Annotated in this window: 20 protein-coding genes and 1 pseudogene; 7 read left to right on the top strand and 14 right to left on the bottom strand. The window is 73.0% G+C overall.

Translation table 11 applies throughout. From position 1 onward, the window contains the following. Nucleotides 1-30: 30 nt before the first annotated feature. The 6 genes from Aru02nite_RS01730 to Aru02nite_RS01705 are packed head-to-tail and all read right to left on the bottom strand — an operon-like array spanning nt 31 to nt 8,110. Nucleotides 31-1,425, bottom strand: a complete 1,395-nt coding sequence (locus tag Aru02nite_RS01730; RefSeq protein WP_239076275.1) for an aldehyde dehydrogenase family protein — start codon at nt 1,423-1,425, stop codon at nt 31-33. Further along, complete coding sequence (locus Aru02nite_RS01725) at nt 1,418-2,458, bottom strand: DUF6282 family protein (protein ID WP_203654289.1); 1,041 nt, start codon at nt 2,456-2,458, stop codon at nt 1,418-1,420. The genes Aru02nite_RS01730 and Aru02nite_RS01725 overlap by 8 nt, the downstream gene beginning before the upstream one ends. 20 nt (nt 2,459-2,478) lie before the next feature. Beyond that, nucleotides 2,479-4,065 carry an MFS transporter gene (locus Aru02nite_RS01720; protein WP_203654287.1) on the bottom strand — a complete coding sequence of 529 codons (1,587 nt, stop codon included), beginning with the start codon at nt 4,063-4,065 and terminating at the stop codon, nt 2,479-2,481. Beyond that, on the bottom strand, nt 4,062-5,450 hold the full coding sequence (locus Aru02nite_RS01715) for a cytochrome P450 (RefSeq protein ID WP_239076273.1): 1,389 nt from the start codon (nt 5,448-5,450) through the stop codon (nt 4,062-4,064). The genes Aru02nite_RS01720 and Aru02nite_RS01715 overlap by 4 nt, the downstream gene beginning before the upstream one ends. After that, complete coding sequence (locus Aru02nite_RS01710; RefSeq protein ID WP_239076271.1) at nt 5,444-6,523, bottom strand: alpha-hydroxy acid oxidase; 1,080 nt, start codon at nt 6,521-6,523, stop codon at nt 5,444-5,446. Before Aru02nite_RS01710 ends, Aru02nite_RS01715 begins: the two co-directional genes overlap by 7 nt. A 12-nt stretch (nt 6,524-6,535) precedes the next feature. After that, on the bottom strand, nt 6,536-8,110 hold the full coding sequence (locus tag Aru02nite_RS01705) for an NAD(P)-binding domain-containing protein (protein ID WP_203654285.1): 1,575 nt from the start codon (nt 8,108-8,110) through the stop codon (nt 6,536-6,538). 120 nt (nt 8,111-8,230) lie between these two features. On the opposite strand from Aru02nite_RS01705, the gene Aru02nite_RS01700 reads away from it, so the two are divergent. The 3 genes from Aru02nite_RS01700 (at nt 8,231) to Aru02nite_RS01690 (ending at nt 10,553) form a co-directional block, all read left to right on the top strand. Beyond that, nucleotides 8,231-8,776 (top strand): carboxymuconolactone decarboxylase family protein, encoded by a 546-nt coding sequence (locus Aru02nite_RS01700; protein ID WP_203654283.1) that lies wholly within the window; start codon nt 8,231-8,233, stop codon nt 8,774-8,776. 107 nt (nt 8,777-8,883) lie between these two features. Continuing rightward, nucleotides 8,884-9,306, top strand: coding sequence for a YciI family protein (locus Aru02nite_RS01695; protein ID WP_203654281.1), 423 nt, complete (start codon nt 8,884-8,886; stop codon nt 9,304-9,306). Between the two features lie 8 nt (nt 9,307-9,314). After that, nucleotides 9,315-10,553, top strand: a complete 1,239-nt coding sequence (locus tag Aru02nite_RS01690; protein WP_203654279.1) for an RNA polymerase sigma factor — start codon at nt 9,315-9,317, stop codon at nt 10,551-10,553. Here Aru02nite_RS01690 and Aru02nite_RS01685 read toward each other — a convergent pair. Beyond that, nucleotides 10,547-11,320 carry an SDR family NAD(P)-dependent oxidoreductase gene (locus Aru02nite_RS01685; protein ID WP_239076270.1) on the bottom strand — a complete coding sequence of 258 codons (774 nt, stop codon included), beginning with the start codon at nt 11,318-11,320 and terminating at the stop codon, nt 10,547-10,549. The two genes, Aru02nite_RS01690 and Aru02nite_RS01685, sit on opposite strands and share 7 nt — an antisense overlap. A gap of 309 nt (nt 11,321-11,629) precedes the next feature. On the opposite strand from Aru02nite_RS01685, the gene Aru02nite_RS01680 reads away from it, so the two are divergent. Together Aru02nite_RS01680 and Aru02nite_RS01675 are read left to right on the top strand one after the other, a co-directional pair. Then, entirely contained in the window at nt 11,630-12,922 is a 1,293-nt protein-coding gene (locus Aru02nite_RS01680; RefSeq protein ID WP_203654275.1) for a citrate synthase, read from the top strand. An 88-nt stretch (nt 12,923-13,010) separates the two neighbouring features. Further along, a pseudogene (locus Aru02nite_RS01675) lies at nt 13,011-13,250 on the top strand (PadR family transcriptional regulator); the annotation flags it as partial. A 129-nt stretch (nt 13,251-13,379) separates the two neighbouring features. On the opposite strand, the gene Aru02nite_RS01670 reads toward Aru02nite_RS01675, so the two are convergent. From Aru02nite_RS01670 to Aru02nite_RS01655, 4 genes are read right to left on the bottom strand one after another with little or no spacing between them, the layout of a single operon-like run. After that, nucleotides 13,380-14,501: a PfkB family carbohydrate kinase gene (locus tag Aru02nite_RS01670; protein WP_203654273.1), complete on the bottom strand. Its 1,122-nt coding sequence runs from the start codon at nt 14,499-14,501 to the stop codon at nt 13,380-13,382. An 18-nt stretch (nt 14,502-14,519) separates the two neighbouring features. After that, nucleotides 14,520-15,341 carry a carbohydrate ABC transporter permease gene (locus tag Aru02nite_RS01665; protein ID WP_203654271.1) on the bottom strand — a complete coding sequence of 274 codons (822 nt, stop codon included), beginning with the start codon at nt 15,339-15,341 and terminating at the stop codon, nt 14,520-14,522. Then, complete coding sequence (locus tag Aru02nite_RS01660; protein ID WP_203654269.1) at nt 15,338-16,267, bottom strand: carbohydrate ABC transporter permease; 930 nt, start codon at nt 16,265-16,267, stop codon at nt 15,338-15,340. Before Aru02nite_RS01660 ends, Aru02nite_RS01665 begins: the two co-directional genes overlap by 4 nt. Further along, entirely contained in the window at nt 16,268-17,683 is a 1,416-nt protein-coding gene (locus Aru02nite_RS01655) for an ABC transporter substrate-binding protein (RefSeq protein WP_203654267.1), read from the bottom strand. It lies immediately after the preceding gene. A 177-nt stretch (nt 17,684-17,860) separates the two neighbouring features. Here Aru02nite_RS01655 and Aru02nite_RS01650 point away from each other — a divergent pair, with 177 nt between their 5' ends. Further along, a complete protein-coding gene (locus Aru02nite_RS01650; protein ID WP_203654264.1) occupies nt 17,861-18,634 on the top strand; it encodes a DeoR/GlpR family DNA-binding transcription regulator in 774 nt (257 codons plus the stop codon). Beyond that, on the top strand, nt 18,631-19,968 hold the full coding sequence (locus Aru02nite_RS01645) for a 6-phospho-beta-glucosidase (protein WP_203654263.1): 1,338 nt from the start codon (nt 18,631-18,633) through the stop codon (nt 19,966-19,968). Before Aru02nite_RS01650 ends, Aru02nite_RS01645 begins: the two co-directional genes overlap by 4 nt. A gap of 29 nt (nt 19,969-19,997) precedes the next feature. Here Aru02nite_RS01645 and Aru02nite_RS01640 read toward each other — a convergent pair whose 3' ends face one another. The 3 genes from Aru02nite_RS01640 to Aru02nite_RS01630 all read right to left on the bottom strand — a co-directional run bounded on the left by Aru02nite_RS01640 (nt 19,998) and on the right by Aru02nite_RS01630 (nt 22,405). Then, entirely contained in the window at nt 19,998-20,621 is a 624-nt protein-coding gene (locus Aru02nite_RS01640; protein ID WP_203654261.1) for an NUDIX hydrolase, read from the bottom strand. Nucleotides 20,622-20,628: 7 nt separating this feature from the next. Further along, entirely contained in the window at nt 20,629-21,522 is an 894-nt protein-coding gene (locus Aru02nite_RS01635; RefSeq protein ID WP_203654259.1) for a carbon-nitrogen hydrolase family protein, read from the bottom strand. Between the two features lie 217 nt (nt 21,523-21,739). Next, nucleotides 21,740-22,405, bottom strand: a complete 666-nt coding sequence (locus Aru02nite_RS01630; RefSeq protein ID WP_203654258.1) for an HAD family hydrolase — start codon at nt 22,403-22,405, stop codon at nt 21,740-21,742. Between the last annotated feature and the right edge of the window lie 33 nt (nt 22,406-22,438).

Genomic DNA, 22,438 nt, shown 5'->3' with positions numbered 1-22,438 from the left:
ATCCGGCTCGCCTTGCGCGGCGGCTGACGGTCAGCTCGGCCGGTGCAGCACGTACGGCTCGGTGTGCGCGGACACGCCCCACTCGCCGCCGGACACGCCGAGCCCGGAGTCCTTCGTCCCGGCGAACGGGTCGTCGAACGACATCCGCAGGTGGCTGTTGACCCACGCGGTACCGACCTGGAGCCGTTCGGCGACGGCCACGGCGCGGTCCACGTCGACACCCCACACCGACCCGCACAGCCCGTACGGGGTGGCGTTGGCGCGGGCGACCGCCTCGTCGACCGAGTCGTACGTGAGGACGGGGAGGGCGGGGCCGAACTGTTCCTCGGTGACGATCCGGTCGGTGTCGGCGACGCCGGTCAGGATGGTCGGGGCGTGGAAGTAGCCGTCGCGGTCGAGGGGGCCGCCGCCGGCCGCGGCGCGCGCACCGCCGGACAGTGCCGCCGCCACCAGCCCGGCGACCCGCCGGTACTGCGGCGCGGTGGTGAGCGGCCCGAGCCGCGTACCGGGGTCCGAGCCGGCGCCGACGGGTACGGACGCGGCGCGGGCGGCGAGCGCGTCGACGAGTTCGTCGTGCCGGTCGGCGGCCACGTACACGCGTTTGACGGCCATGCAGATCTGGCCGCAGTTGGCGAAGGCGGACCAGAACAGCGCGTCCGCGATCGCCGGTACGTCGGCGTCGGGCAGCACGATCGCCGCGTCGTTGCCGCCGAGTTCGAGGGTGACGGGGCGCAGGTTCGGCCCGGCGGACGCGGCCACCCGGCGGCCGGTGGCGACCGACCCGGTGAACGTGACCTGGCGGATGCCGGGATGCGCGACGAGCCGCTCCCCCAACGGTTCCGGCCCGGACACCACGTTGAGCACGCCGGGCGGCAGGACCCCGGCGAGCAGCCGGCCCAGCGAGAGCGTCGTCAGCGGCGTGTACGGCGACGGCTTGAGGACGACGGTGTTGCCGGCGGCGAGCGCGGGTGCGATCTTCGCGGCGGCGAGCTGGACGGGGAAGTTCCACGGCGCGATGGCGGCGACCGGGCCGACGGGGCGCCACCGTACCTCGACGCGTTCGGTGCCGTCGTCGCGGAGTACGCGAGGCTCGGGACGAAGGAAAGCGTGGTGCCGCAAGCGATCCGCGGCCCGGACGAGTTCGGCGCGGGCGTCGGCGAGCGGCTTGCCCTGCTCGGCGGTGAGCAGCGGGGCGAGGTCGTCGGCCGCGGCGGCGATCGCGTCGGCGGCGGCGGTGAGCGCGGCGCCGCGGTCCGCCACGCGCCAGGCCGGCCAGGCGTCGTGCGCGGCGTCGACCGCGGCCGACAGTTCCGCGTCGGTACAGGCGGGTGCGGTGGCGAAGACCCGCCCGGTGGCCGGGTCGACGACGTCGAGGCCGGGGGTACCGGCGACGGCGCGCCCGCCGATCGTCAGGGGTTCAGACACCGAGCAGCCTCCCCGGGTTGACCACGCTGACCTGGTGCACCTCGTCGTCGGTCAGCCCGAACGCGCGCATGTGCGCCCGGATCAGCCGCATCGCCTCGACCGTGTTGGGGAACAGCGGTTCGCCCGCGTCGCTGGACAGGGTGACCTGCCCGGTGCCGATCTCCCGGATCGCGGCGCACATCCGCGCCGGGTCCACCCCCAGCAACGGCGAGATCTCGTCGTACGTGAAGTTCAGGTACACGCCGGCGGCGGCCAGCTCCCGCAGCTGCGGTACGGACAGGTCGATGAACGGGCTGAACGGGTGGTCCACGACCGCCCGCGTGATGCCCAGATCCCGTACGGCGTCGGCCATCGCGAAGATCTCGTCGTGCGTACCGTGCGCGAACGACACCATCACCCCGGCGTCGGCCACCATCCGGAACACCTCCCGGTACACGGGTTTCAGCCGGCCGCGCCCGTCGAGCGTGTACTGCCCGACCGCGAGCGCCTTCTCCCACGGCAGCGGCGCGCTCCACTCGCCGGTCTCGCCCCACCAGGCGGGCGGCCCGCCCACCTTGCTGAGGGTGTTGGCGCTGCGGAACACCGGCATCCACACGGCGGACACGCCGTCGTCGAGGTTCGCGCGGCACGCGTCGGTCATCGACAGCCCGCCGGTGAAGCTGGTGATCCAGCCCGACCACAGCCGCGTCGGCGGTACGCCGGTGGCGTCCGACCAGTCGGCGAGGTCCCGCGCCACCTCGCGTACGACACCGGCAGGGCCGACCACGTCGGTACGGTCCCGGCCGCGGATGCTCTTGAACAGCAGGCCGCCCATGCCGGACGCGGAGGCGAGCTGGGCGACGGCGAGCGCGTCCTGCTGGCCCTCGTGCGCGTGGCAGTGGATGTCGATCGCGCCCTCGACGTCGGTCACCGCGGGCGGCCGGAGCGGTTCCGCCCGGTACCCCATCCGCGCCCGGTACGAGGCGACGAAGCGGTCGTACGGTGCGCCGTTGGGGGCGCGCAGGGACGCCTCGGCGGCCAGTTCCGGATCCATTCCGTCCACTGTGGACACTCCTAACGGCTGGGGTCGGTGACGGCCTCGACGAGCGGCCGGCCCGCGGTCTCGGCACCCGCGCGCCACAGCACCAGCGCCGCCACCACCACCGGTACGGCGGAGACCAGGGCGAGCGCGGCGGTGGCCGGCGCGGACGTGAGCAGCAGCGGGCCGAACAGCCCGCCGGCCTTGCCCGCGGCGGCGGCCACCCCGCTGCCGCTGGCCCGCAGCCCCGTCGGGTACACCTCCGTCGCGTACGGGGCGAGCAGGGCGATCATGCCGCCCGCGGCGGTGAGCAGCAGCGCGGTGAGGACCACGAGCGGGACGCCGGCGCCGGGCCGTTCCGGTCGTACGACGGCGAACGCGACGAGCACCAGCGCGGTGGCCGCCGCGTAGCAGACCATGGTGCGCCGGGAACTCCAGCGGGCGTACAGGACGGCGGCGAGGGCGGTGGCGGGCACCGCGAACAGCGACGAGGCGAACAGCAGCGTCGGCGCGCGGGTACCGGTACCGGTCGCCGTCAGGAACGTCGGCAGGAACGTGATGAAGCCCCAGTTGACGATGCCCCAGCCGAGCCCGTACAGGACGATGGTGCCGGTCCGCGCCAGGTACGCCGGGGCGAACACGGCGGCCAACCCGCCGCGCTGGGCGACCGCCGGGGTGGCCGCGGGCGCGGTGGGTCCGGCGACGGGCCGGATGCCGTACCGGGCCATCACGGCGGCGGCCTCGCCGGTACGCCCGACCGCGATCAGGTACCGCGGCGACTCGGGCACGAAACGGCGCAGTACCAGCAGGACCGCGCCGGTCGGTACGCCGAGCAGCCACAGCGAACGCCAGCTGAACACCGGTACCAGCAGGCTCGCCGCACCGCTGGCCACCAGGTACCCGAGGGCGGCGCCGAGCCCGCTGAGCGCCACCACCAGCACGCCCCGGCGCGACGCCGGCACCGACTCGCTGAGCAGCGCGTACACGGTGGGCAGCATGCCGCCGGCGGCGGCGCCCATCGCCGCGCACATGACGAGGTTCCAGCCGAACGACGGCATGAAGCCGCACACCGCCGTCGCCACGTACATCAGGGACGAGAGCAGGATCGTGGCGCGCCGGCCGTACACGTCGGCGAGGGCGCCCCAGACCAGGGATCCGGCGACCGTACCGGCGATGGCGACCAGCGGCAGCATCGCCGCCTGCCCCGCCGTCAGCCCGTACTCGGCGCGCATCCCCGGTACGACGAAGCCGAGCGTCGCCGGCTTCATCGTGTCCACCACCAGCGCCACGGTGAGCACCGCGATCAGCCGGCGGTGCGCGGGCGACAGCCGCGCCCCGTCGAGCGCCGAGTACCGCGCGGCGTCGGTCGCTGCGGCGCCGTCGTGGCCGGCGGTGTCGGAGCCGGGGGTGTCGTGGCGGCGGGCGGCGCGGGCCGGCAGCAGACCCCAGGCCGCGGCGGCCAGCCCGACCACCAGCAGCACCATCCCGACACCCATCGCGGTACTCATCGGCATGCCGGCCATCCGGTAGCCCATCGGCCGCATCGTCAGGAAGTCCGGTACGTGCAGTGCCACGCCGACGCACACCAGCGCCGCGCCCGTCCGGTACGCGATGCGCCTCATCGGCGGTCTCCGGTCACCGGGCAGGCACCGGGGTACGGCCGGCCCTGCGTGTCGTGGTCGGCGAAGTACGTGCGGGCGAGGCCCTGCCGTCGCGCGTCCAGCACCATGTACGTGCCGAGCACGAGCTGGGTGACGCTGCGCGCGACGTCCTCCCACCGGTCCCGCAGCCGCATCACGGCCAGCCGCAGGCGTACCGGACGGGGCGTGTCGCGGGACACCAGCAGGCAGGGGCCGCGGTTCGGCACCGAACGGGTGTGCGCGGCCGACGAGTACGGCAGGAAGCGGCGCAGCACCTCGCGGGTGACGACCCGCATCGTCACGGGCGCCACGCCGCGGGCCGGGCACGGCCGGTTCGCGCTGACCCCGAACGGCAGGAAGTTCATCGACCGCGCCGACTCCCGCTCCCACCGGTCCGGGTCGAACGCGTCGGCGTCGGCCAGCCCCGCCGCGTGGAACTCCGGGTAGCTGAAGCACAGCACGCTGCCCGCCGGTACGGTCCGGTCGCCGCGCACGATGTCCGCGCTGGTGATCCGGTGCGCGATGCCGAACAGCGGGTACCGCCGCAGCGACTCGTCGATCACCCGGTCCAGGTACGCGTCGTCGTCCGGGTCGGCCACCAGCCGCCGGCGTACGTCGGGGTGCTGGGCGACCGCGAGCAGCAGGTGCGTCATCGCCTCGGACATCTGCACGACGGCGGTGTTGAAGAAGGTGCCCTGGAGGTACCGGGCACTGTCCAGTTCGGACAGTCGCGCCGGCAGCGGGTGCCGCGGCGGGTCGTGCCGCACCCGGTCCAGCAGGTACCCGGTGAGGCGGTCGCGGCGGTCCATGTGCCGCAGCCCGCAGCACTTCAGCGCGGTGACCACGTCGTCGGCGTTCGCGACGATCGCGGCCCGGACCCCCGGCGGGCACGGCTCGTCGAACACCAGCCGGTGGTACACCTCGGCCCAGACCGGCATCATCAGGTCGCGCAGCCGTACGGTGGCGACCGGACCGTCCACATCGGACAGTACGGTCCGCGCGGCGCCGGTGGTCACCGCCACCAGGTCCGGCTTCGGCCGGGCCAGGAACCTGCGGGTCGCCCGCGCCACCTCGGCGTACCGGTCGCCCGGCTCCAGGTGTTCCTGGTGCACCTCCGGCCCCGGCGCCAGCCAGTACCAGAAGAGGTCGGAGAGGCCGGCGCCGCGGCTGCGCCCGTCCGCCGCGGGATCCTCGTACAGGGCGCACCAGTCGGCCAGTCCGTACTCGGGGCCCGGCACCGGGATCCCCTCCGTCCCGTTGACCCGGGCGAAGATCCGCATCCGCAGCGCCACCACCACCCGCGGCAACCAGTACGGGAGGCTCGCCGCGACCGCCACGGCGGCGAGCACCACGAGGACGGTCAGCACGGCGGACCGGCCAGTACCAGGTCGCGGGACACCTCGGCGGGGGTGCCGCAGCCGCACAGCATCAGGGTGTGCGCGGTCTCGTCGCGCAGGATGTCCAGCACGCGGGTCACGCCGTCCTCGCCGCCGACGGTCAGACCCCACACCACGGGCCGGCCGACCGCCACCGCGCACGCCCCGTACGCGAGGGCCTTGACGACGTCGGTGCCGCGCCGGATCCCGCCGTCCAGCAGTACGGGGAGGCGGCCGGCGACGGCGTCGACCACCGCGGGCAGCGCCTCGACACTGGCCAGCGCGGTGTCGAGCTGCCGGCCGCCGTGGTTGGACACCACGATCCCGTCGACGCCCTCGTCGGCGGCGATCCGCGCGTCCTCCGGGTGCAGTACGCCCTTGAGCAGGATCGGCAGGTCGGTGAGCGCGCGCAGTCGCGCCACGTGCGCCCAGGACAGGTCCGGCGACAGGTCCACCTGGCGTACGTGGCCGGGTTCGTCGGCGCGCAGCTCGCGCAGGTTCTCGCAGCGCATCCCGGGCGGCAGGTCGTGGAACCCGTTGCGGTCGTTGCGTTCGTGGTGGCCGAGGGCCGGCGAGTCGGCGGTGACGACGAGCGCGCGGACCCCGGCGGCCTCGGCCCGGCGTACGACGGCCTCGGTGAACCCCATGTCGCGCTGGAGGTACAGCTGGAACCACAGGACCGGGTCGGCCGCGACCTTGCGCGCCTCCGCGGCGATGTCCTCGATCGCCACGGTGGACAGCATCGCCGCGACGAGGACCGTACCGGCGCGGGCGGCGGCCCGGGCGGTGGCGCGTTCCGCCTCCGGGTGCGCGAGCCGGTGGAACGCGGTGGGCGCGAGCAGTACGGGCATGCTGGCCGGCTGGCCGAGTACGGTCGTGGCCAGCCGCGGCGTACCGCGACCGCGCAGGACCCTGGGGCGCAACCGGATCCGGGCGAACGCCGAGGTGTTGGCGCGCACGGTGATCTCGTCGCGCGCCCCGCCGGCGAAGTAGTCGTAGTGCACCGGGTCGAGCGCCTCGGCCGCCGGCGCCTCGAAGTCGGCCACGGTCAACAGTCCGTCCACAGTGGACTCTCCTTACCCGAGGTGCGCCGCCAGGAACGCCACCAGCGGCGCGCGGTGCCGGACCGGATCGGTCCAGAGGTTGTCGAGGTTCTCCTTGACCCGGTGCACCGCGCGCTCCTCGCCGTCGACGACGAGGCGCACCACCGGATGCAGGTACCGGTCGTCGCGGCCGTGCTCGGCCTCCCACGCCCGCCCCGCCGGTACGTCGAACGGGTCCAGGTCCTCGTGCCCCGGCCCGTACTCCATCGTCAGGGTCAGAACCGTTGCGGCGCCTGGGATCCCGCCGTCGGCGAGGTAGTCTCGCGGCACCTCCTCCAGGTACCGCGCGCCAGCGGCGCCGAGGCGCACGGTGTCGTCGAGGCACACAGAGCCGTCCAGGCACACGACGTCGGCGAGGAACGTGAACTGCTGCCACAGCCCCGACGTACGGTTGGCGCGGGCGAGCAGCGCGTCGGCGAGCGCCGCCGGTTCGGCGTCCACCGGCCGCGCCGGCCACCCCGTCGCCTCGTACCGCTGGTCGAGCACCTTCGACAGGGCGCGCACGCCGTACCGGAAGCCGTGGATGAACGCGCTGGTGAAGCGCTTGAAGTCGCGGGACTGGGTGAGCGTGCCGGCGAAGTACAGGCCGGGGACGTTGACGGACTCCCACGCCGAGGTCAGCTTCGGGAACCGGTCCCGGATCGTCAGCTCCGGCCGGCAGCCGTCGGCGAAGATGCCCGCGTCCAGCCGGAACCCGGTGCAGCACAGGACCTTGTCGTACCGGAAGCGGACGGTCTCGTCGCGCCGCTGGTAGGTCATCGTCACCTGGTAGCCGTCGCCGTCGCGGTCGATCCGGTCGACCGTGGCGTCCAGCACCGAGTTCTGCGCCTTCAGCTGGTACGTGTCGAGGAAGTTGTTGTTCACCGCGCGCAGGTGCCCGATGAAGTGCGTCTGCCACGCGAACGTCAGCGAGTGCGGTCCGACCACGTGGATCACCGCGGCCCGCTCGGTCAGCGCGTCCGCGGTCTCGAACGCCGAGTTCCCCTTGCCGATGATCAGCACCCGCTGGTTGCGGTAGTCGTCCGCGTCCACCGACATGTCCACGTACTGGTCGGCCAGCTCGATCCCCGGGATGTCCGGCACGTACGGCGCGCCGAAGCCCACCGCGGCCACCACCCGCCGCGCCCGGTACGTGCCGCCGCGCTCGTCGGTGACGAGGAAGTCGCCGTCCCGCGCCACCCGCACCACCCGCGTCCCGTACCGGACGGCGAGGTCGTGCCGCCGCGCGTAGTCGGCCAGGTAGCGCAGGTAGTCGTCGGCGTGCGGGAAGTACCGGTCGGTCCAGCGCGTGAACCGGTACTTCTCGTCGTCGTCGCCGAGCAGCGAGTTCCAGTCGACGCGCAGGTTCAGTTCGGGGTCGTCGCTCCCGGTGTACGGCTTGTTGATCGAGATCATCCGCCGGTGCCGGGGCTGGTCGACGAAGAACGCCCCCGGCACGTCGCCGGCCTCCAGTACCAGGTGGTCGCGCCCGGCCCGGCGCAACAGGTACCCGAGCTGGAGGCCGGCCGGGCCGGCCCCGATCACGAGATAGTCCAGAACCTCCGGCAACGGACACCTCCGTCGGATGGGTAGCCACCACTCGAAGGCGATGTTGGACGGCAAATCTCAGAAGATTCTCAGACCGCCCAGACAGTGGCAAAACACGCCGCCCGCGGGCAGGATCCGGCCATGACCTTCCTGCCCTCGCTGCCGCCCGACGCCGTCCTGCTCGACCTGTTCCGCGCGTACCCGGAGACCGCCGGGCCGCTCGTCGACCACCACCGCGCCCTGCTGCGCGGCCCGTCCGCGTTCACCGTCGGCGAGCGCGAACTGATCGCCGCGTACGTCTCCGGCCTCAACGACTGCGCGTACTGCCACGGCGTGCACGACGCGACCGCGCGCGCCTTCGGCGTACCGGACGGGCTGCTGGCGGCGCTGCTCACCGACCCGGACCGCGCGCCGGTCGCCGACGAACTGCGCCCCGTCCTGGCGTACGTGCGGGTCCTGACCCTGACACCGGCCCGGGTCACCGCCGACGACGCCACCGCCGTCCTCGCCGCCGGCTGGGCCGAATCCGACCTGTACCAGGCGATCGGCATCTGCGCGCTGTTCAACCTGATGAACCGGCTGGTGTCCGGCACCGGCCTGCACGCCGACCGGGCGTACTTCTCGGCCGCGGCCGAACGGCTCGCCGCCGACCCCGAGTACCGCGCGTACCGGGAGAACGCCCGCTGAGGAGGTGGGCGCTGTGCTTTCCTGGGCTCGGCGGTGTCCGGTCCGGGCGGTCGGCTCCGACGTCCGCAGTGCGGCACCACGGGAGTGCCGGTCACGGAGGAACGACCATGAAGTACATGATCATGCTCTTCGGTACGCAGCAGGACTACGACGCGATGGCCGGGCGGCCCGGCGCCGCACCCGGCTGGACCGGGGCGGACGTGGCCCGGCTGGCGGAGTTCATGGAGTCGTGGTGGGCCGAGGTCGTCGAGTCCGGCGAGGCCGTCGACGCGCAGGGCCTCACCGCACCGGTGCACGCGCGCCGGATCCACCTGCGCGACGGCGTCCCCGTCGTCACCGACGGGCCGTACGCCGAGACGCAGGAGGTGCTCGCCGGCTACAACATCGTCGAGTGCGCGAGCTTCGACCGCGCCGTCGAGATCGCCGCCAGGCTCGCCGACACGCCACACCCGGCCGACGCCCAACTGGCCCACGAGTGGTACGTCGACGTCCGGCCGGTCGCCACCGGCGCCGAGGACTCGATCGCCTGAGTACCGGCGTGCCCGAACGGACCGAGGACCTGCTGCGCCGGCTGGCGCCGCGGGTACTCGGTGCCGTCGTGCGCCGGTACGGGCACTTCGACCTGGCCGAGGACGCCGTACAGGAGGCGCTGCTCGCCGCGGCCACACAGTGGCCGACCGACGGTACGCCGGACAACCCGCGCGGCTGGCTGATCACCGTCGCGTCCCGCCGGCTCACCGACCTGCTGCGCGCCGAGACGGCCCGGCGCCGCCGCGAGGACACCGTCGCCCGCCGCGTACTCCCGGACGAGTGGCTTGCCCCCGCCGCCGACCGCTCCCCCGCCACCGACGACACGCTCGTGCTGCTGTTCCTGTGCTGTCATCCGGCGCTCACCCCGGCCGGGCAGATCGCGCTGACCCTGCGCGCCGTCGGCGGGCTGACCACCGCCGAGATCGCCCGCGCGTTCCTGGTACCGGAGGCGACGATGACCCGGCGCATCAGCCGGGCCAAGCGCACCATCGCCGACAGCGGCGTGCCGTTCACGCCGCCGGCACCGGGCGACCACGCCGCCCGGCTCGACGCCGTCCTGCACGTGCTCTACCTGATCTTCACCGAGGGGTACGCCAGCACCGCCGGACCCCGCCTCGCCCGTACCGAGCTGACCGCCGAGGCGATCCGGCTGACCCGGATCGTGCACCGGCTGCTGCCCGCCGACGCCGAGGTGTCCGGGCTGCTCGCGCTGATGCTGCTCACCGACGCGCGGCGACCGGCGCGGACCGGCCCGGACGGCGACCTCGTACCCATGGCCGAGCAGGACCGCGGCCGCTGGGACGCCGCCGCCATCGCCGAGGGCGTCGCGCTCGTCTCCGCCGCCCTGCCACGCGGCCCGACCGGCCGGTACCAGGTGCAGGCGGCGATCGCGGCGGTGCACGACGAGGCGCCGAGCGCGGCCGAGACCGACTGGCCCCAGATCCTCGCCCTCTACGAGGTACTGCTGCGCATCGACGACACCCCCGTCGTACGGCTCAACCACGCCGTCGCGGTCGCCATGGCCCGCGGCCCGCGCGCCGGACTCGCCCTGCTCGACAAGCTGCACGCCGAGGACCACATCGCCGACCACCGGCCGGACGCGGTCCGCGCGCACCTGCTGGAGATGGCAGGCGACACCGCCGCCGCCCGCACGTACTACCTGGCCGCCGCCGGCCGCGCGCAGAGCCTCCCGCACCAGCGCTTCCTGTACGAGCGGGCCGCGCGGCTCGGGGCGGACGGTCAGTAGACGGTGTAGCCGCCGTCCGCGACGAGCACCGCGCCGGTGGTGAACGACGCGGCGTCGCTGGCGAGGTACACGACGCTGGGCGCGATCTCCGCGGGCGTGGCGTACCGCCGCATCGGCGCGTCCTCGATCCAGTGCTGCCGGAACTCGGGCCGGTCCACCGGCGCCATCTCGGTCTTCACGTACCCGGGGGCGAGCGCGTTGACGCGGATCCCGTACGGCGCCCACTCCGCCGCGAGCGACCTCGTCAGCTGGTGCACCGCCGCCTTCGACGCGTTGTACGCCGGCTGCCACTGCGGCCGGTTGACGATCTGCCCGGACATCGACCCGACGTTGACGATCACGCCGCCGCCGCTGTCCCGCATCCGGCGCGCGGCGGCCGTGGCGCACAGCCAGACGCCGTGCACGTTCACGTCGAAGACCCGGTGCCACTCCTCGTCCGGTACGTCCAGCGCGGGCCGGTGGATCGCCACCCCCGCGTTGTTGACCAGCACGTCGATCCCGCCGAGCATCTCGACGGTGGCGGTCACCAGCGCGTCCACGTCCGTACGGGAGGTGACGTCCGCGGCGACCCCGACCGTACGGCGGCCGGTCGCCTCGGCGACCTCGTCGGCCGCGGCCCGCACCGCGTCGCCACCGCGGGCCGCGAGTACCACGTCGGCTCCGGCCTCGGCGAGCGCCTGCGCGAACGCCCGGCCCAGCCCGCGGCTCGCGCCGGTGACGAGCGCCCGCCGTCCGGTCAGCGCGAACCTGTCCAGCACCCCACCCACGGACACCACCTCCGGGTACGTCTGCCCAGCACGGTAGCGGGCGTAGCGCCCGGTCGCGCGGGTCGTACGGTGGGGTGGAAGCGGGTGACGGATCTCGCCGAGAGATGCCACCCGATGCGAAGGGTTTCGACCTGAGGCTAAATTGGCCGAAGATCACACCGGGCGTCCCCCGGCGGCCGAGTAGCGTCCAAGTTACTGGCACGTAACGGCGGTTCGGGGAGCGCGAGCACGGAGAAACCTGCCGCCACAAGCGGCAGCGAACGGATCGGCGGATAAGGACACTCCCCGCCTGAGGACGAAAGGCCACCCATGACAGACCAGAGCAGCACCGTCCTTCGGTACCCGGACGGCGAGCTCGACATGCCGATCATTCGGGCGACGGAGGGAAACTCGGGGATCGACTCCTCCAAACTCCTGGCCAAGACCGGCCTGGTGACGCTGGATACCGGCTTCGTCAACACCGCGTCCTGCACGTCCGAGATCACGTACATCGACGGCGACGCCGGCATTCTGCGCTACCGCGGGTACCCGATCGAGCAGCTCGCGCAGCAGTCCAGCTTCCTGGAGGTCAGCTACCTGCTGCTGCACGGTGAGCTGCCGAGCACCGACCAGCTCGCCGAGTTCGACGCCGCGATCCGGCACCACACCCTGCTGGACGAGGACCTGAAGCGGTTCTTCGACGGCTTCCCGCGTGACGCGCACCCGATGGCCGTGCTCGCCTCCGCCGTGAACGCGCTCTCCACGTTCTACCCGGACGACCTCAACCCGACCGACCCCGCCGGCGTCGAGCTGTCCACGATCCGCCTGCTCGCCAAGCTCCCCACCATCGCGGCGTACGCGTACAAGAAGTCGGTCGGCCAGCCGCTGCTGTACCCCGACAACTCGCTGGAGTTCGTGTCGAACTTCCTGCGCCTGACGTTCGGCGTACCGGCGGAGAAGTACGAGGTCAACGAGACGGCGCGGGCCGCGCTGGACCTGCTGCTGATCCTGCACGCCGACCACGAGCAGAACTGCTCCACCTCCGCGGTGCGTACGGTCGGGTCGGCGCAGGCGAACCTGTTCGCCTCGATCGCCGCCGGCATCAACGCGCTGTCCGGCCCGTCGCACGGCGGCGCCAACCAGGCCGTACTGGAGATGCTGCGCGGGATCCACGCCTCCGGCGACGACGTCGCGGCGTTCGTCCGCAAGGTGAAGAACAAGGAGGCCGGCGTCCGCCTGATGGGCTTCGGTCACCGGGTCTACAAGAACTACGACCCGCGCGCCGCCCTGGTCAAGACGATGACCGACGACGTACTGACCAAGCTCGGCGTCTCGGACCCGCTGCTGGACATCGCGATCCAGTTGGAGCAGGTCGCCCTCTCCGACGAGTACTTCATCGAGCGCAAGCTGTACCCGAACGTCGACTTCTACACCGGCCTGATCTACAAGGCGCTGGGCTTCCCGGAGTCGATGTTCACGGTGCTGTTCGCGATCGGCCGGCTGCCCGGCTGGATCGCCCAGTGGCGCGAGATGATGAGCGACCCCAAGCTCAAGATCACCCGGCCGCGGCAGATCTACACCGGCCCGACCGCCCGCGACTACGTCGGCATCGAGAAGCGCTGACCGTCGCGTCCGTGTACGGAACGCCCCGTCGGCCGCCGGTCGACGGGGCGTTTCGCGTCGGACACCCGGGCTACGGAGAGTTGCCGGCATGGCGGGCGATGTACGGATCACGGTGCCGACGCCGCGGGTACTCGCGGCCCTGCTGGAGGACCCCGACGCCGAGACGTACGGCCTGGTCCTGATCGAGCGCACCGGCCTCGCGTCCGGCAGCCTCTACCCGATCCTCACCCGGCTGCGCGACGCCGGCTGGGTCGAGGCCCACTGGGAGGACGTCGACCCGGTCGCGGCGGGCCGCCCCGCCCGCCGCTACTACCGGCTCACGCCCGAGGGCACCACCCGCGCCACCGCCGCGCTCCGGCGGTGTCCAGCCCGTCTGGTGACCGTGCCGGCCCCTAGGCCCGGATCCGGCCCCGCGCACGTGCCCCGGCCCCGGCCGGCGACCGCCGGCACAGATCGCTCAGTCCACCCCGTGTACGTCCGCCTGCCGGGCGATCGTCGCCGCGGCCCGGCGTACGGCGTTGACGGGGGCGTGCGGCATCAGGTCGTCGAGGAACGCGTAGCGGCGCAGCAGGGAGGCGTGGTAGGCGTCGACCGCGCCGACCCGGCGTACGCCGTGCCACCAGTCGGCGAGGTCGCCCCAGCCCGGCGCGGCCAGCGACCCGCCGAACTGTTGCACCGACAGCGCCGAGCAGGCGCTGGCGAACGCCAACCGGTGCGGCAGCGGCCAGCCGGCGAGCGTACCGAGGACCATGCCGGCACCGAAGACGTCGCCGGCGCCGGTCGGGTCGAGCGCGGCGGTCTGCAGCGCGCCGACCTGCGCCTCCTCGCCGGTGGTCGAGTCGATCGCCATGGCCCCCTCGGCGCCGTTGGTGACGACGGCCAGCGGTACCAGGTCGGCCAGCACGTACAGCGCGTCCCGGGCGTGCTCGGTCCGGGTGTACGCCATGGCCTCGACGGCGTTCGGCATGAAGGCGTGGCAGGCCGCGAGCTGGCGGAGCACGGCGGGATCCCACTCGCCGCTGGCGTCCCAGCCGACGTCCGCGAACACCAGCGAGCCGCCGTCCGACGCCCGGTCCGGCCACGCCACCCCGCCCGGTACGCCGATGCGTTCGGGCGCGGCGAGGTCCACCATGACCGCCCGGGTACGCGGGGGCTCGCCGATCATCTCGCTGGCGGAGATCGGCGCGTCGTGCCCGTGGGTGACCATGCTGCGGTCACCGGCGTGCGCCATGGACACCGTCACCGGCGAGTGCCAGTCGTCGAACCGGCGCGACCGGGACAGGTCGACGCTCTCCTGCTCGGCGAGCGTCCGCCAGCAGAAGTCGCCGTACGCGTCGGTGCTGAACGCCGCGGCCAGTGACGTACGCAGGCCGAGGCGGCTGGTGGCGATCGCCAGGTTGGCGATGCCGCCGGGGCACGACCCCATCCCGTCGGCCCAGATCTCGGTACCGGCGGTCGGCATCGAACGCAGTCCGGTGAACACGATGTCCAGGAACACCATCCCGGACAGGAACACGTCGAACTCCGGTTCGTCCGGCGTACGCAGCCGGGCGAGCGGGTCGTACGTGCTGTCGGTCATCTCCTGATCCCCCCACGGTCAGTCGCGCAGCGCCCCGGCCAGCATCCCGCGGATGAAGTGCCGTTGCAGGAACATGTACAGCAGCACCACCGGCAGCGCGACGACCATCGACGCGGCGGCCAGCAGCGAGAACTGGGTCGTGTGCTGCCCCTGGAAGAACGTCAGTCCCAGCGGCGCGGTACGCAGCCCGTCGCTGGTGACCATCACCAGCGGCAGCAGGAACTCGTTCCACGTCCACATGAACACCAGCATCGCCATGGTCAGCAGCGCCGGCCGGCCGATCGGCACCAGGATGCGCCACAGCCGGGTGAAGTCCGGGGCCCCGTCCAGCTGCGCGGCCTCCACGATGGACGACGGTACGGAGCGGAAGAAGTTGCGCATCCAGAACACGCCGAAACCGAGCGACTGCGCCGTCTGCGGCAGGATCAGCGCCCAGTACGTGTCGGTCACGCCGACGCCGCGCAGGTCGAAGTACAGCGGGATGACGAACGCCTCGGCCGGCACCATCAGCCCGACCAGCGTCACCGCGAACAGCACCCCGCGGCCCGGGAACCGGAACGTGGCGAACGAGTACCCGGCGAGGATGGCGAGCACCGAGGTCAGCAGTACGGTGACGACCGCGACGAGCAGGCTGGACCGCAGGTACGTGCCGAAGTGGCCCTGCTGCCAGGCGGTTGCGAAGTTGCCGAGGTAGAGCGAGTGCGGCACGGTGAACGACGGCGACGACTGCGCCGGCGGGGTCACCGCGGAGAACACCACGCCCAGCACCGGGAACACCGCGAGTACGGCGAACAGGGTGAGGACCGCGTAGTTGAGAACGGTCTCGCCGCGGCGGCTCACTCGCCACCTCCCGACACCCGGTTGATCACCAGCGTGATCACCAGGATCACCGCGGTCAGGACCACCCCGACCGCGCACGCCGACCCGACCTGGCTCAGGTTGAACGCCCGGTCGTAGATCAGGTACGCCGGGACGACGGTGCTGGTGCCCGGCCCGCCGTGCGTCGTCACGTACACCAGGTCGAAGGTCTTGAACGCGGCGATCACGGTCAACGTCAACGCCACCGCGATCTGCCCGCGCAGCCCCGGCAGCGTCACCGCGAAGAACTCGCGGACGATGCCGGCGCCGTCGAGGCGGGCCGCCTCGTACAGCTCGCGGGGGATCTGCGCGACGCCGGCCAGGAACAGCACCAGGCACAGGCCGATCTCCACCCACGTACCGATCAGGCCGACGGCGGGCAGCGCGGTGCCGAAGTCACCCAGCCACGGCCGGGTCACCATCTTCAGCCCGATCAGCGCGAGGAACCCGTTGAGCACGCCGTCCGGGGCGTAGATCGCCACCCAACTGGTCGCCACCACGACCGACGCGATCACCTGCGGCAGGAACAGCACCACCCGGTACACCGACAGGCCGCGCAGCTTCACCGCCCGGCCCATCACCGCCACGAGCGTCAGGGCGAACAGGATCGGGAGTACCGCGAAGCCGACGACGAGGACCAGGGTGTGCCCGAAACCCGACCGCAGCACGGGATCCCGGGCCAGGTCGACGTAGTTGGCGACGCCGGCCCAGGTGGCGGGTGACAGGCCGTCCCAGTGGTACAGGGAGATCTGCACGCACTGGCCGAGCGGGACGAGCAGGAAGACGGTGAGCACCGCGAGCGCCGGCAGGATGTACAGGTAGCCGACCCACTGGATGCGCCGCCGCCGACGCGGCGCGCCGGCCTGCGCCGTGTCGCGCCGCGTGGCGGTCCGTGCGTCGACAGCCATCTAGCGGTTCTTCCGGAACGTGTCGTAGTCGGTCTGCAGCTGCTTCCCGAACGCCGCCGGCGTCAGGTGCCCGGCCAGCAGTTCCTGCAGGCCGGTCGTCAGCGTGTCGTAGAACGTCGGCGTGGTGTAGTCCAGGTACGGCACCAGCCCGTCGCCCGTGCTGACCTTCCGCCAGTACGCCAGGATGTCCGCGGCCACCGTGCCCTTCGGCGGCTGGTACGACGCGGGCGGCAGCGCCGGCAGCGCACCGGTCCGCGCGATCTCCGTCATCGCCGCCGGGTTCGTGATGAAGTTCAGGTACGCCGCGGCCACGTCCGGGTGCTTGCTCTTGGACGTGATCGACCAGGCCAGCCCCTCACCGCCCTGCGTCACCGGCGTGGCGCCCGCCGACGGGGCCAGCGCCACGAAGCCGACGTTGCCGGCGCCGAGCTTCTGCTGCACGTCGGCCTGCGCCCACGTGCCGTTCAGCATGAACGCCGTCTTCCCGCCGGTGAACTGGGTCTGCGCCGAGTCCATCGTCATGCCGTTGAACCCGGGCGACAGGTACCCCTTCTTCGCCCAGCTCTGGATGGTCGTCGCGGCCTTCTCGCTGCCGGCGTTCGTCCACGACTTCCCGTGCTCGTCGAACACCAGGTCGCGTACGGTCTGCTTGCCGGCGGTGTTCGCGTTCGTCACGCCGAACAGCTGGATCGCCGGGCTCTTGTCCGAGTTGCCGAACGCGACCGGCAGCGTGCCCTTCGCCTTCACCTTCGGCAGCGCCGCCGCGAAGTCCGCGTACGTCACCGGCGGCGCGACGCCGAGCTTCTTCAGGACCGCCTTGTTGTAGTACACGCCGACGATCTCGCCGGTCTGCGAGATGCCGTACAGGTCGCCGGTACGCCAGGTCTTGCCGTCCGCGCTGAACCTGTTGAGGTTCAACAGTTCCGCCGGGTACGCCTTGCCCCAGCCGTAGACGTCCGAGTACCGGTTGACGGGGGTGAGCAGGCCGGCCTTCACGAACGCGCCCATGTCCGGGTAGCCCTGGTTGGCCTGCACGACGTCCGGCGGGTCGTTCGACGACAGCGCGAGCTTGAGCGTGGTCTTGAGGTCCTGGAAGCTGCGCGACACCCGCTTGATCGTGACGTTCGGATACTTCTTCTCGAACGCCTTGTTCAGCGCCTCGGTCGCGTCGTTCATGCCGCTGTCGGAGGTGTTCTGGTCCCACTCGGTCAGCGTGACCTTCCCGGCCTTCGCCGGATCCGTACTCACCGGGCCGCTCGGCGCCGCCCGCTTCGTGCCGGTGGCACCGGTGCCCGGCGCGCACGCCGCGACCGCGAACAGCCCCGCCGCGGCGGCGGCCACCGCCACCACCCGAAGCCGCCGGTCGGTCCCACCCAGCGCGATCCCGCGTACCGACCGCTTCCGGTCTGCGCTCACGGCCAACAGCCTCCTTCGTCGCTCGGGTACTGGCGCGCCACCGGGTCGGCGTCGGCGTGGACGTCCCCCGTGACCTGGCGGCCCAAAGTTGGCCAAGTATGAGCACTCGGTGGATCGGACGGCAAGAGTCGGTCAGAAGATTGCGCGAAGTCGGTCAGGATCACTACGGTGCGGTGCATGACATTGCGCAGGCGGCAGGACGGCCTCCTGGCGGCGATCCGCGACCGCGGCGTCGCGTCGGTCCGCGAACTCGCGGCGACGCTCCGGGTCAGCGAGTCCACGGTGCGGCGCGACCTGGCCCGGCTGGACCGGATCGGCGAGGTCACCCGCACGTACGGCGGGGCCGTGCTGGCCCGCAACGCCACCTCCGACGACGGCACCCCCGAGGTGCCGTACGCGGTGAGCGACGAGGAGCACCGCCCGTACAAGGAGGCGATGGCGGCGAAGGCGGCCGAGCTGGTGCCGGACGAGAGCGTCGTGCTGCTCGACATCGGCACCACCACCCCGCTCGTCGCCCGGCACCTGCGCGGCCGGCCGATCACCGTCATCACCGGCAACCTCGCCGTACTCGACCAGCTGCGCGCGGACCCGGTGGTACGCCTGGTGCTGCTCGGCGGGGTGGTGCGGGGCAACTACCAGACGCTGGTCGGTTCGCTCACGCTCAAGGCGCTCGACCAGATCAGCGCCGACGTGATGTTCCTGTCCTGCACCGGGGTCCGGCGCAACGGCCACGTCGTCGACGACATGGCCGTGGAGGCGCCGATCAAGCAGGCCATGATGGACGCCGCCGGCCAGGTGGTACTGCTCGCGCACGAGGCGAAGGTGCCCGGTACCGGATCGTTGCGGCTCTGCTCGCTGTCCGACGTCGACACGCTGATCAGTACGGCCGGCGTCGATCCGGCGATCGTCGCGCTGTGCCGTGAGGCCGGCGGAAGGGTGGTCCTGGCATGAAACTCGCGATCCTCGGCGGTGGCGGCTTCCGCGTGCCGTACGTCTACCGGGCGCTGCTGCGCGACACCGGCAGCCCGCGCGTCGACGACGTCTGGCTGTACGACACGGATCCGGTCCGGCTGGACGCGATGGTCACCATCCTCGCGCAGCTCGCCGACGGCGTACCGGACGCGCCGCGGGTCACGGCGAGCGGCGACCTGTCCGCCACGGTCGCCGGCAGCGACTTCGTCTTCGCCGCGATCCGGGTCGGCGGCACCGAGGGCCGTACCGCCGACGAACGCGTCGCGCTCGACCTCGGCGTCCTCGGCCAGGAGACCACCGGGCCGGGCGGCATCGCGTACGGGTTGCGCACGATCCCGGTGATGCTGGACGTGGCGCGGACCGTACGGGAGCTGGCGCCCGAGGCGTACGTCATCAACTTCACCAACCCGGCCGGCATGATCACCGAGGCGATGCAGTCGGTCCTCGGCGAGCGGGTGCTCGGCATCTGCGACACCCCGTCCGGGCTCGGCCGGCGGGTCGCGGGCGCGCTCGGCGTCGACCCCGACCGGGTACAGCTCGACTACGTGGGGCTCAACCACCTGGGCTGGCTGCGCCGGGTCGTCGCGGACGGCGTCGACCTGCTGCCCCGGCTGCTCGCCGACGACACCGCGCTCGCCGGTCTGGAGGAGGCCGACGTCTTCGGCACGGACTGGCTGCGCGCTCTCGGCTGCGTACCCAACGAGTACCTGTACTACTACTACCGCAACCGGGACGCGGTGCGCGCGATCGTCGACTCCGGGGAGACCCGCGGCGAGTTCCTGGTACGCCAGCAGCGCGAGTTCTACGCCACCGTCCGCCGATCCGACGACCCCGCCGGGTACTGGCAGCGCACGATCGACGCGCGCAGCGCCGCGTACATGGCGGAGGCGCGGCAGGGCGCGGCGCACGCCGAGGACTCCGACCCCGCCCACCACGGGTACGCGGCGGTCGCCCTGGACGTCATGGCGGCCATCAGCCGGAACCGGCGCGCCACGATGATCCTCAACGTACGCAACGGATCCACGGTGCCGGCGCTGCCGCCCGACGCGGTCGTCGAGGTACCGGCGCTGGTCGACGCGAACGGTGTGCACCCGCTCGCCACCGCCGGCCCGGACCTGCACCAGGCCGGCCTCATGCAACAGGTCAAGGCCGTCGAACGCGCCACCATCGAGGCGGCGACGACGGGTTCGCGCGCGGCCGCGCTGCGGGCGTTCGCGCTGCACCCGCTCGTCGACTCGCTCCAGATCGCCCGCCGGCTCGTCGACGGCTACGCCGCCCGCATCCCCGAGATCGCCGCCGTCCTCTCCCGCTGATTCCCCGTGGTACCAACGGAAACGGTGGGTCAGTGGAAGACGGTGCGGGTGGGGTCGCGGTGCCAGGCGAACGCGTCCGGCACGGTCAGCCGCGTGCCGCCCGTCAGGTCGAGCGCGCACGCCTCGGCCTCGGTGCACCAGGCGAACGCGGTCACCTCGTGGTTGACGGTGAGCGCACCGCCGTCCGGCCGGCACCCGAACACCAGCGTGTACGCGTGCCACCCGCGGACCGGCCCGGGTTGGAGTCGGCTGTCGTACACGCCGAGCAGGTGGGTGGCGGTGACGTGCAGCCCGGTCTCCTCGCGTACCTCGCGCACCGCGGCGGCCGACGGGGACTCGCCCACGTCTGCCGCGCCACCGGGCAGGCACCACCGGCCGTTGTCGGCGCGCCGGGTGAGCAGCAGCCGGCCGTCGTCGTCGAACAGCGCGGCGGCGGCACCGACCGCCGGCGTCAGCAGACCCAACCCGCCCCGGTATGCCCGCTCGATCTCGGCCGCCGACCGCGGATCGGCCAGCGACAGCAGTTCGGCGGCGATCCCGACGAGCCGTTCGTACCGGGCCCGGTCGTACGTGTCGTGCGCGTAGTGCAGGCCGTTCGCCGCCATGCCACGAATCTCGTCGGCGAGCGCCGCGATCCGGTCGCCGGTGTCCACAGTGGACTCACACGGCCCGGACGCGGATCTCGGCCGGCTCGCCGACCGTCGAGTCGGCGAGCATCGGCTGGCTGGCGCGGGTGCCGGCCAGCAGCGCCGGATCAAGGTCCGCGACCACCAGCGCCTGCCCCGTACCGGGCGCGCGGACCAGCGGCCGGCCCTCCGGGTCGTACACGGTGCTGGTGCCGGTGAACGTCCACGGCGCGGGACCGTCGACCGCGTTCGCGAGTACCACGAACATGGTGTTGTCCAGGGCGCGGGCCGCGTAGTACAGGTCGCGGCGGTGGTCGCCGCCCGGCAGGTACGCCGCCGGGCACAGGTACGCGTGCGCGCCGGCCAGCGCCGCCGCCCGCGCGTGCTCGGGAAAGCAGCCGTCGTAACAGATCCCCAGCCCCAGCCGCCAGCCGTCGACCGTCACCGCCGCCCCCTCCGTACCGGGGGCGAACAGGTCGGTCTCCTCCGGCCCGCACAGATGCCGCTTGTGGTAGACGTCGCGCACCGAACCGTCCGGACCGGCGAGCAGCGCCGCCAGGTACCGGACGCCGTCGGCGGCCCGGACGCTCGCACCCACCAGCACCGCCGTCCGGTGCGCCGCCGCCGCGGTACGCAACGCGTCCAGTCGCGGATCGGTCACCTCGCCGGCCGCGTCCGCCGTGACGTCGCAGCGGGTCGGCTCCGCCGCCAGCATCGGCGGATGGTACGCGGGAAGGAACAGCTCGGGCAGCACCAGCACCCGGACGCCGTCGTCCGCACCGCGCGCCACCAACCGGGCCGCGGTCGCCGCGTTGCGCGCCAGCTCGCCCGGCTCGGCCGCCGCCTGCCCGGCCGCGACCCGCAGCGCGGACGTGGGCAGCGGCGTGCCGTGATCCGGCCGGACGGTACTGCCGCGATCGGTACTCATGCCGCCATCGTGCCAGGCCCGCCCGGTGCCCGCCCGCCGTCCCAGCCGCCCGCGCCCCAGCCGCCGGTACCTCGGCCGCCGGTGCCTCAGCGCGTCGCAGCCGTCAGTGCCTCGTGCCGTCGGCGCTTCAGCCGTCGATGTCTCAGCGGTAGTTGTCTCAGCCGTCGGTGCCTCAGCCGTCGGTGCCTCAGCCGTCGGTGCCTCAGCTGGCGGTGCCTCAGCCGTCGGTGCCTCGGCGGTCGGTGCCGAGCACGGCGTGGATCGCCTCGGCCGCCGTGTCCGCCACCACCGTCGGCCGGTACGCGGTCTCCACCCAGGTACGCCCCAGGTGCAGCCACGCGGTGGACAGGCCGAGACGGTACGCGCCGAAGACGTCGGCGACGGGGTTGTCGCCCAGCATCCACGCGCCGTCGAGCGTGCCGTCCACGGCGCGGGCCGCCGCGTGGAACATCGCCGCGTCCGGCTTGTCCGCCCCGACGGCACCCGACACCACCCAGCCCGCCACGTACTCGGCGAGGCCGGCGACCGCGATCTTCCGTTCCTGTTGGGCGACGAGGCCGTTGGTGACGATCACCGGCGTCCACCCGGCCGTACGCGCGGCGACCAGCGCGGCGCGCGTCTCCGGCGCCAGCACCACGTTCTCCGCCGCGCCGGCGCGCAGGAAGTCCACGAGCGTGTCGAGCGGCAGGCGCAGCCCGTACCGGTCGCGGATGGCGGTGGCGACGGCCTCCCGCGGCGCGGTCCCGTGCTCGTCGAGGGCGCACACCCAGTCGACGTCGGCGGCCGGCAGGTCGTGGTCGGCCAGCAACCGCACCACCCCGGTACGGAACGCGGCGTCCCGGTCCAGCAACGTGTTGTCCAGGTCGGCGAGCAGCAGCGGCATGGGGGCAGTATGGCAACGACGTACCGAGGCGAA

The organism is Actinocatenispora rupis (assembly GCF_016861975.1).
Classification (GTDB): domain Bacteria; phylum Actinomycetota; class Actinomycetes; order Mycobacteriales; family Micromonosporaceae; genus Actinocatenispora; species Actinocatenispora rupis.
The sequence above is the reverse complement of the archived record's forward strand: the minus strand, read 5'-3'. Positions and strand labels throughout refer to the sequence as shown.

Bases quoted from the DNA above. Each gene is read 5' to 3' on its own strand.
- Aru02nite_RS01630 (WP_203654258.1), bottom strand. From the start codon at position 22,405: ATGCCGCTGCTGCTCGCCGACCTGGACAACACGTTGCTGGACCGGGAC.
- Aru02nite_RS01695 (WP_203654281.1), top strand. From the start codon at position 8,884: ATGAAGTACATGATCATGCTCTTCGGTACGCAGCAGGACTACGACGCG.
- Aru02nite_RS01635 (WP_203654259.1), bottom strand. From the start codon at position 21,522: ATGAGTACCGATCGCGGCAGTACCGTCCGGCCGGATCACGGCACGCCG.
- Aru02nite_RS01700 (WP_203654283.1), top strand. From the start codon at position 8,231: ATGACCTTCCTGCCCTCGCTGCCGCCCGACGCCGTCCTGCTCGACCTG.
- Aru02nite_RS01660 (WP_203654269.1), bottom strand. From the start codon at position 16,267: ATGGCTGTCGACGCACGGACCGCCACGCGGCGCGACACGGCGCAGGCC.
- Aru02nite_RS01720 (WP_203654287.1), bottom strand. From the start codon at position 4,065: ATGAGGCGCATCGCGTACCGGACGGGCGCGGCGCTGGTGTGCGTCGGC.
- Aru02nite_RS01645 (WP_203654263.1), top strand. From the start codon at position 18,631: ATGAAACTCGCGATCCTCGGCGGTGGCGGCTTCCGCGTGCCGTACGTC.
- Aru02nite_RS01725 (WP_203654289.1), bottom strand. From the start codon at position 2,458: ATGGATCCGGAACTGGCCGCCGAGGCGTCCCTGCGCGCCCCCAACGGC.
- Aru02nite_RS01650 (WP_203654264.1), top strand. From the start codon at position 17,861: ATGACATTGCGCAGGCGGCAGGACGGCCTCCTGGCGGCGATCCGCGAC.
- Aru02nite_RS01670 (WP_203654273.1), bottom strand. From the start codon at position 14,501: ATGACCGACAGCACGTACGACCCGCTCGCCCGGCTGCGTACGCCGGAC.
- Aru02nite_RS01680 (WP_203654275.1), top strand. From the start codon at position 11,630: ATGACAGACCAGAGCAGCACCGTCCTTCGGTACCCGGACGGCGAGCTC.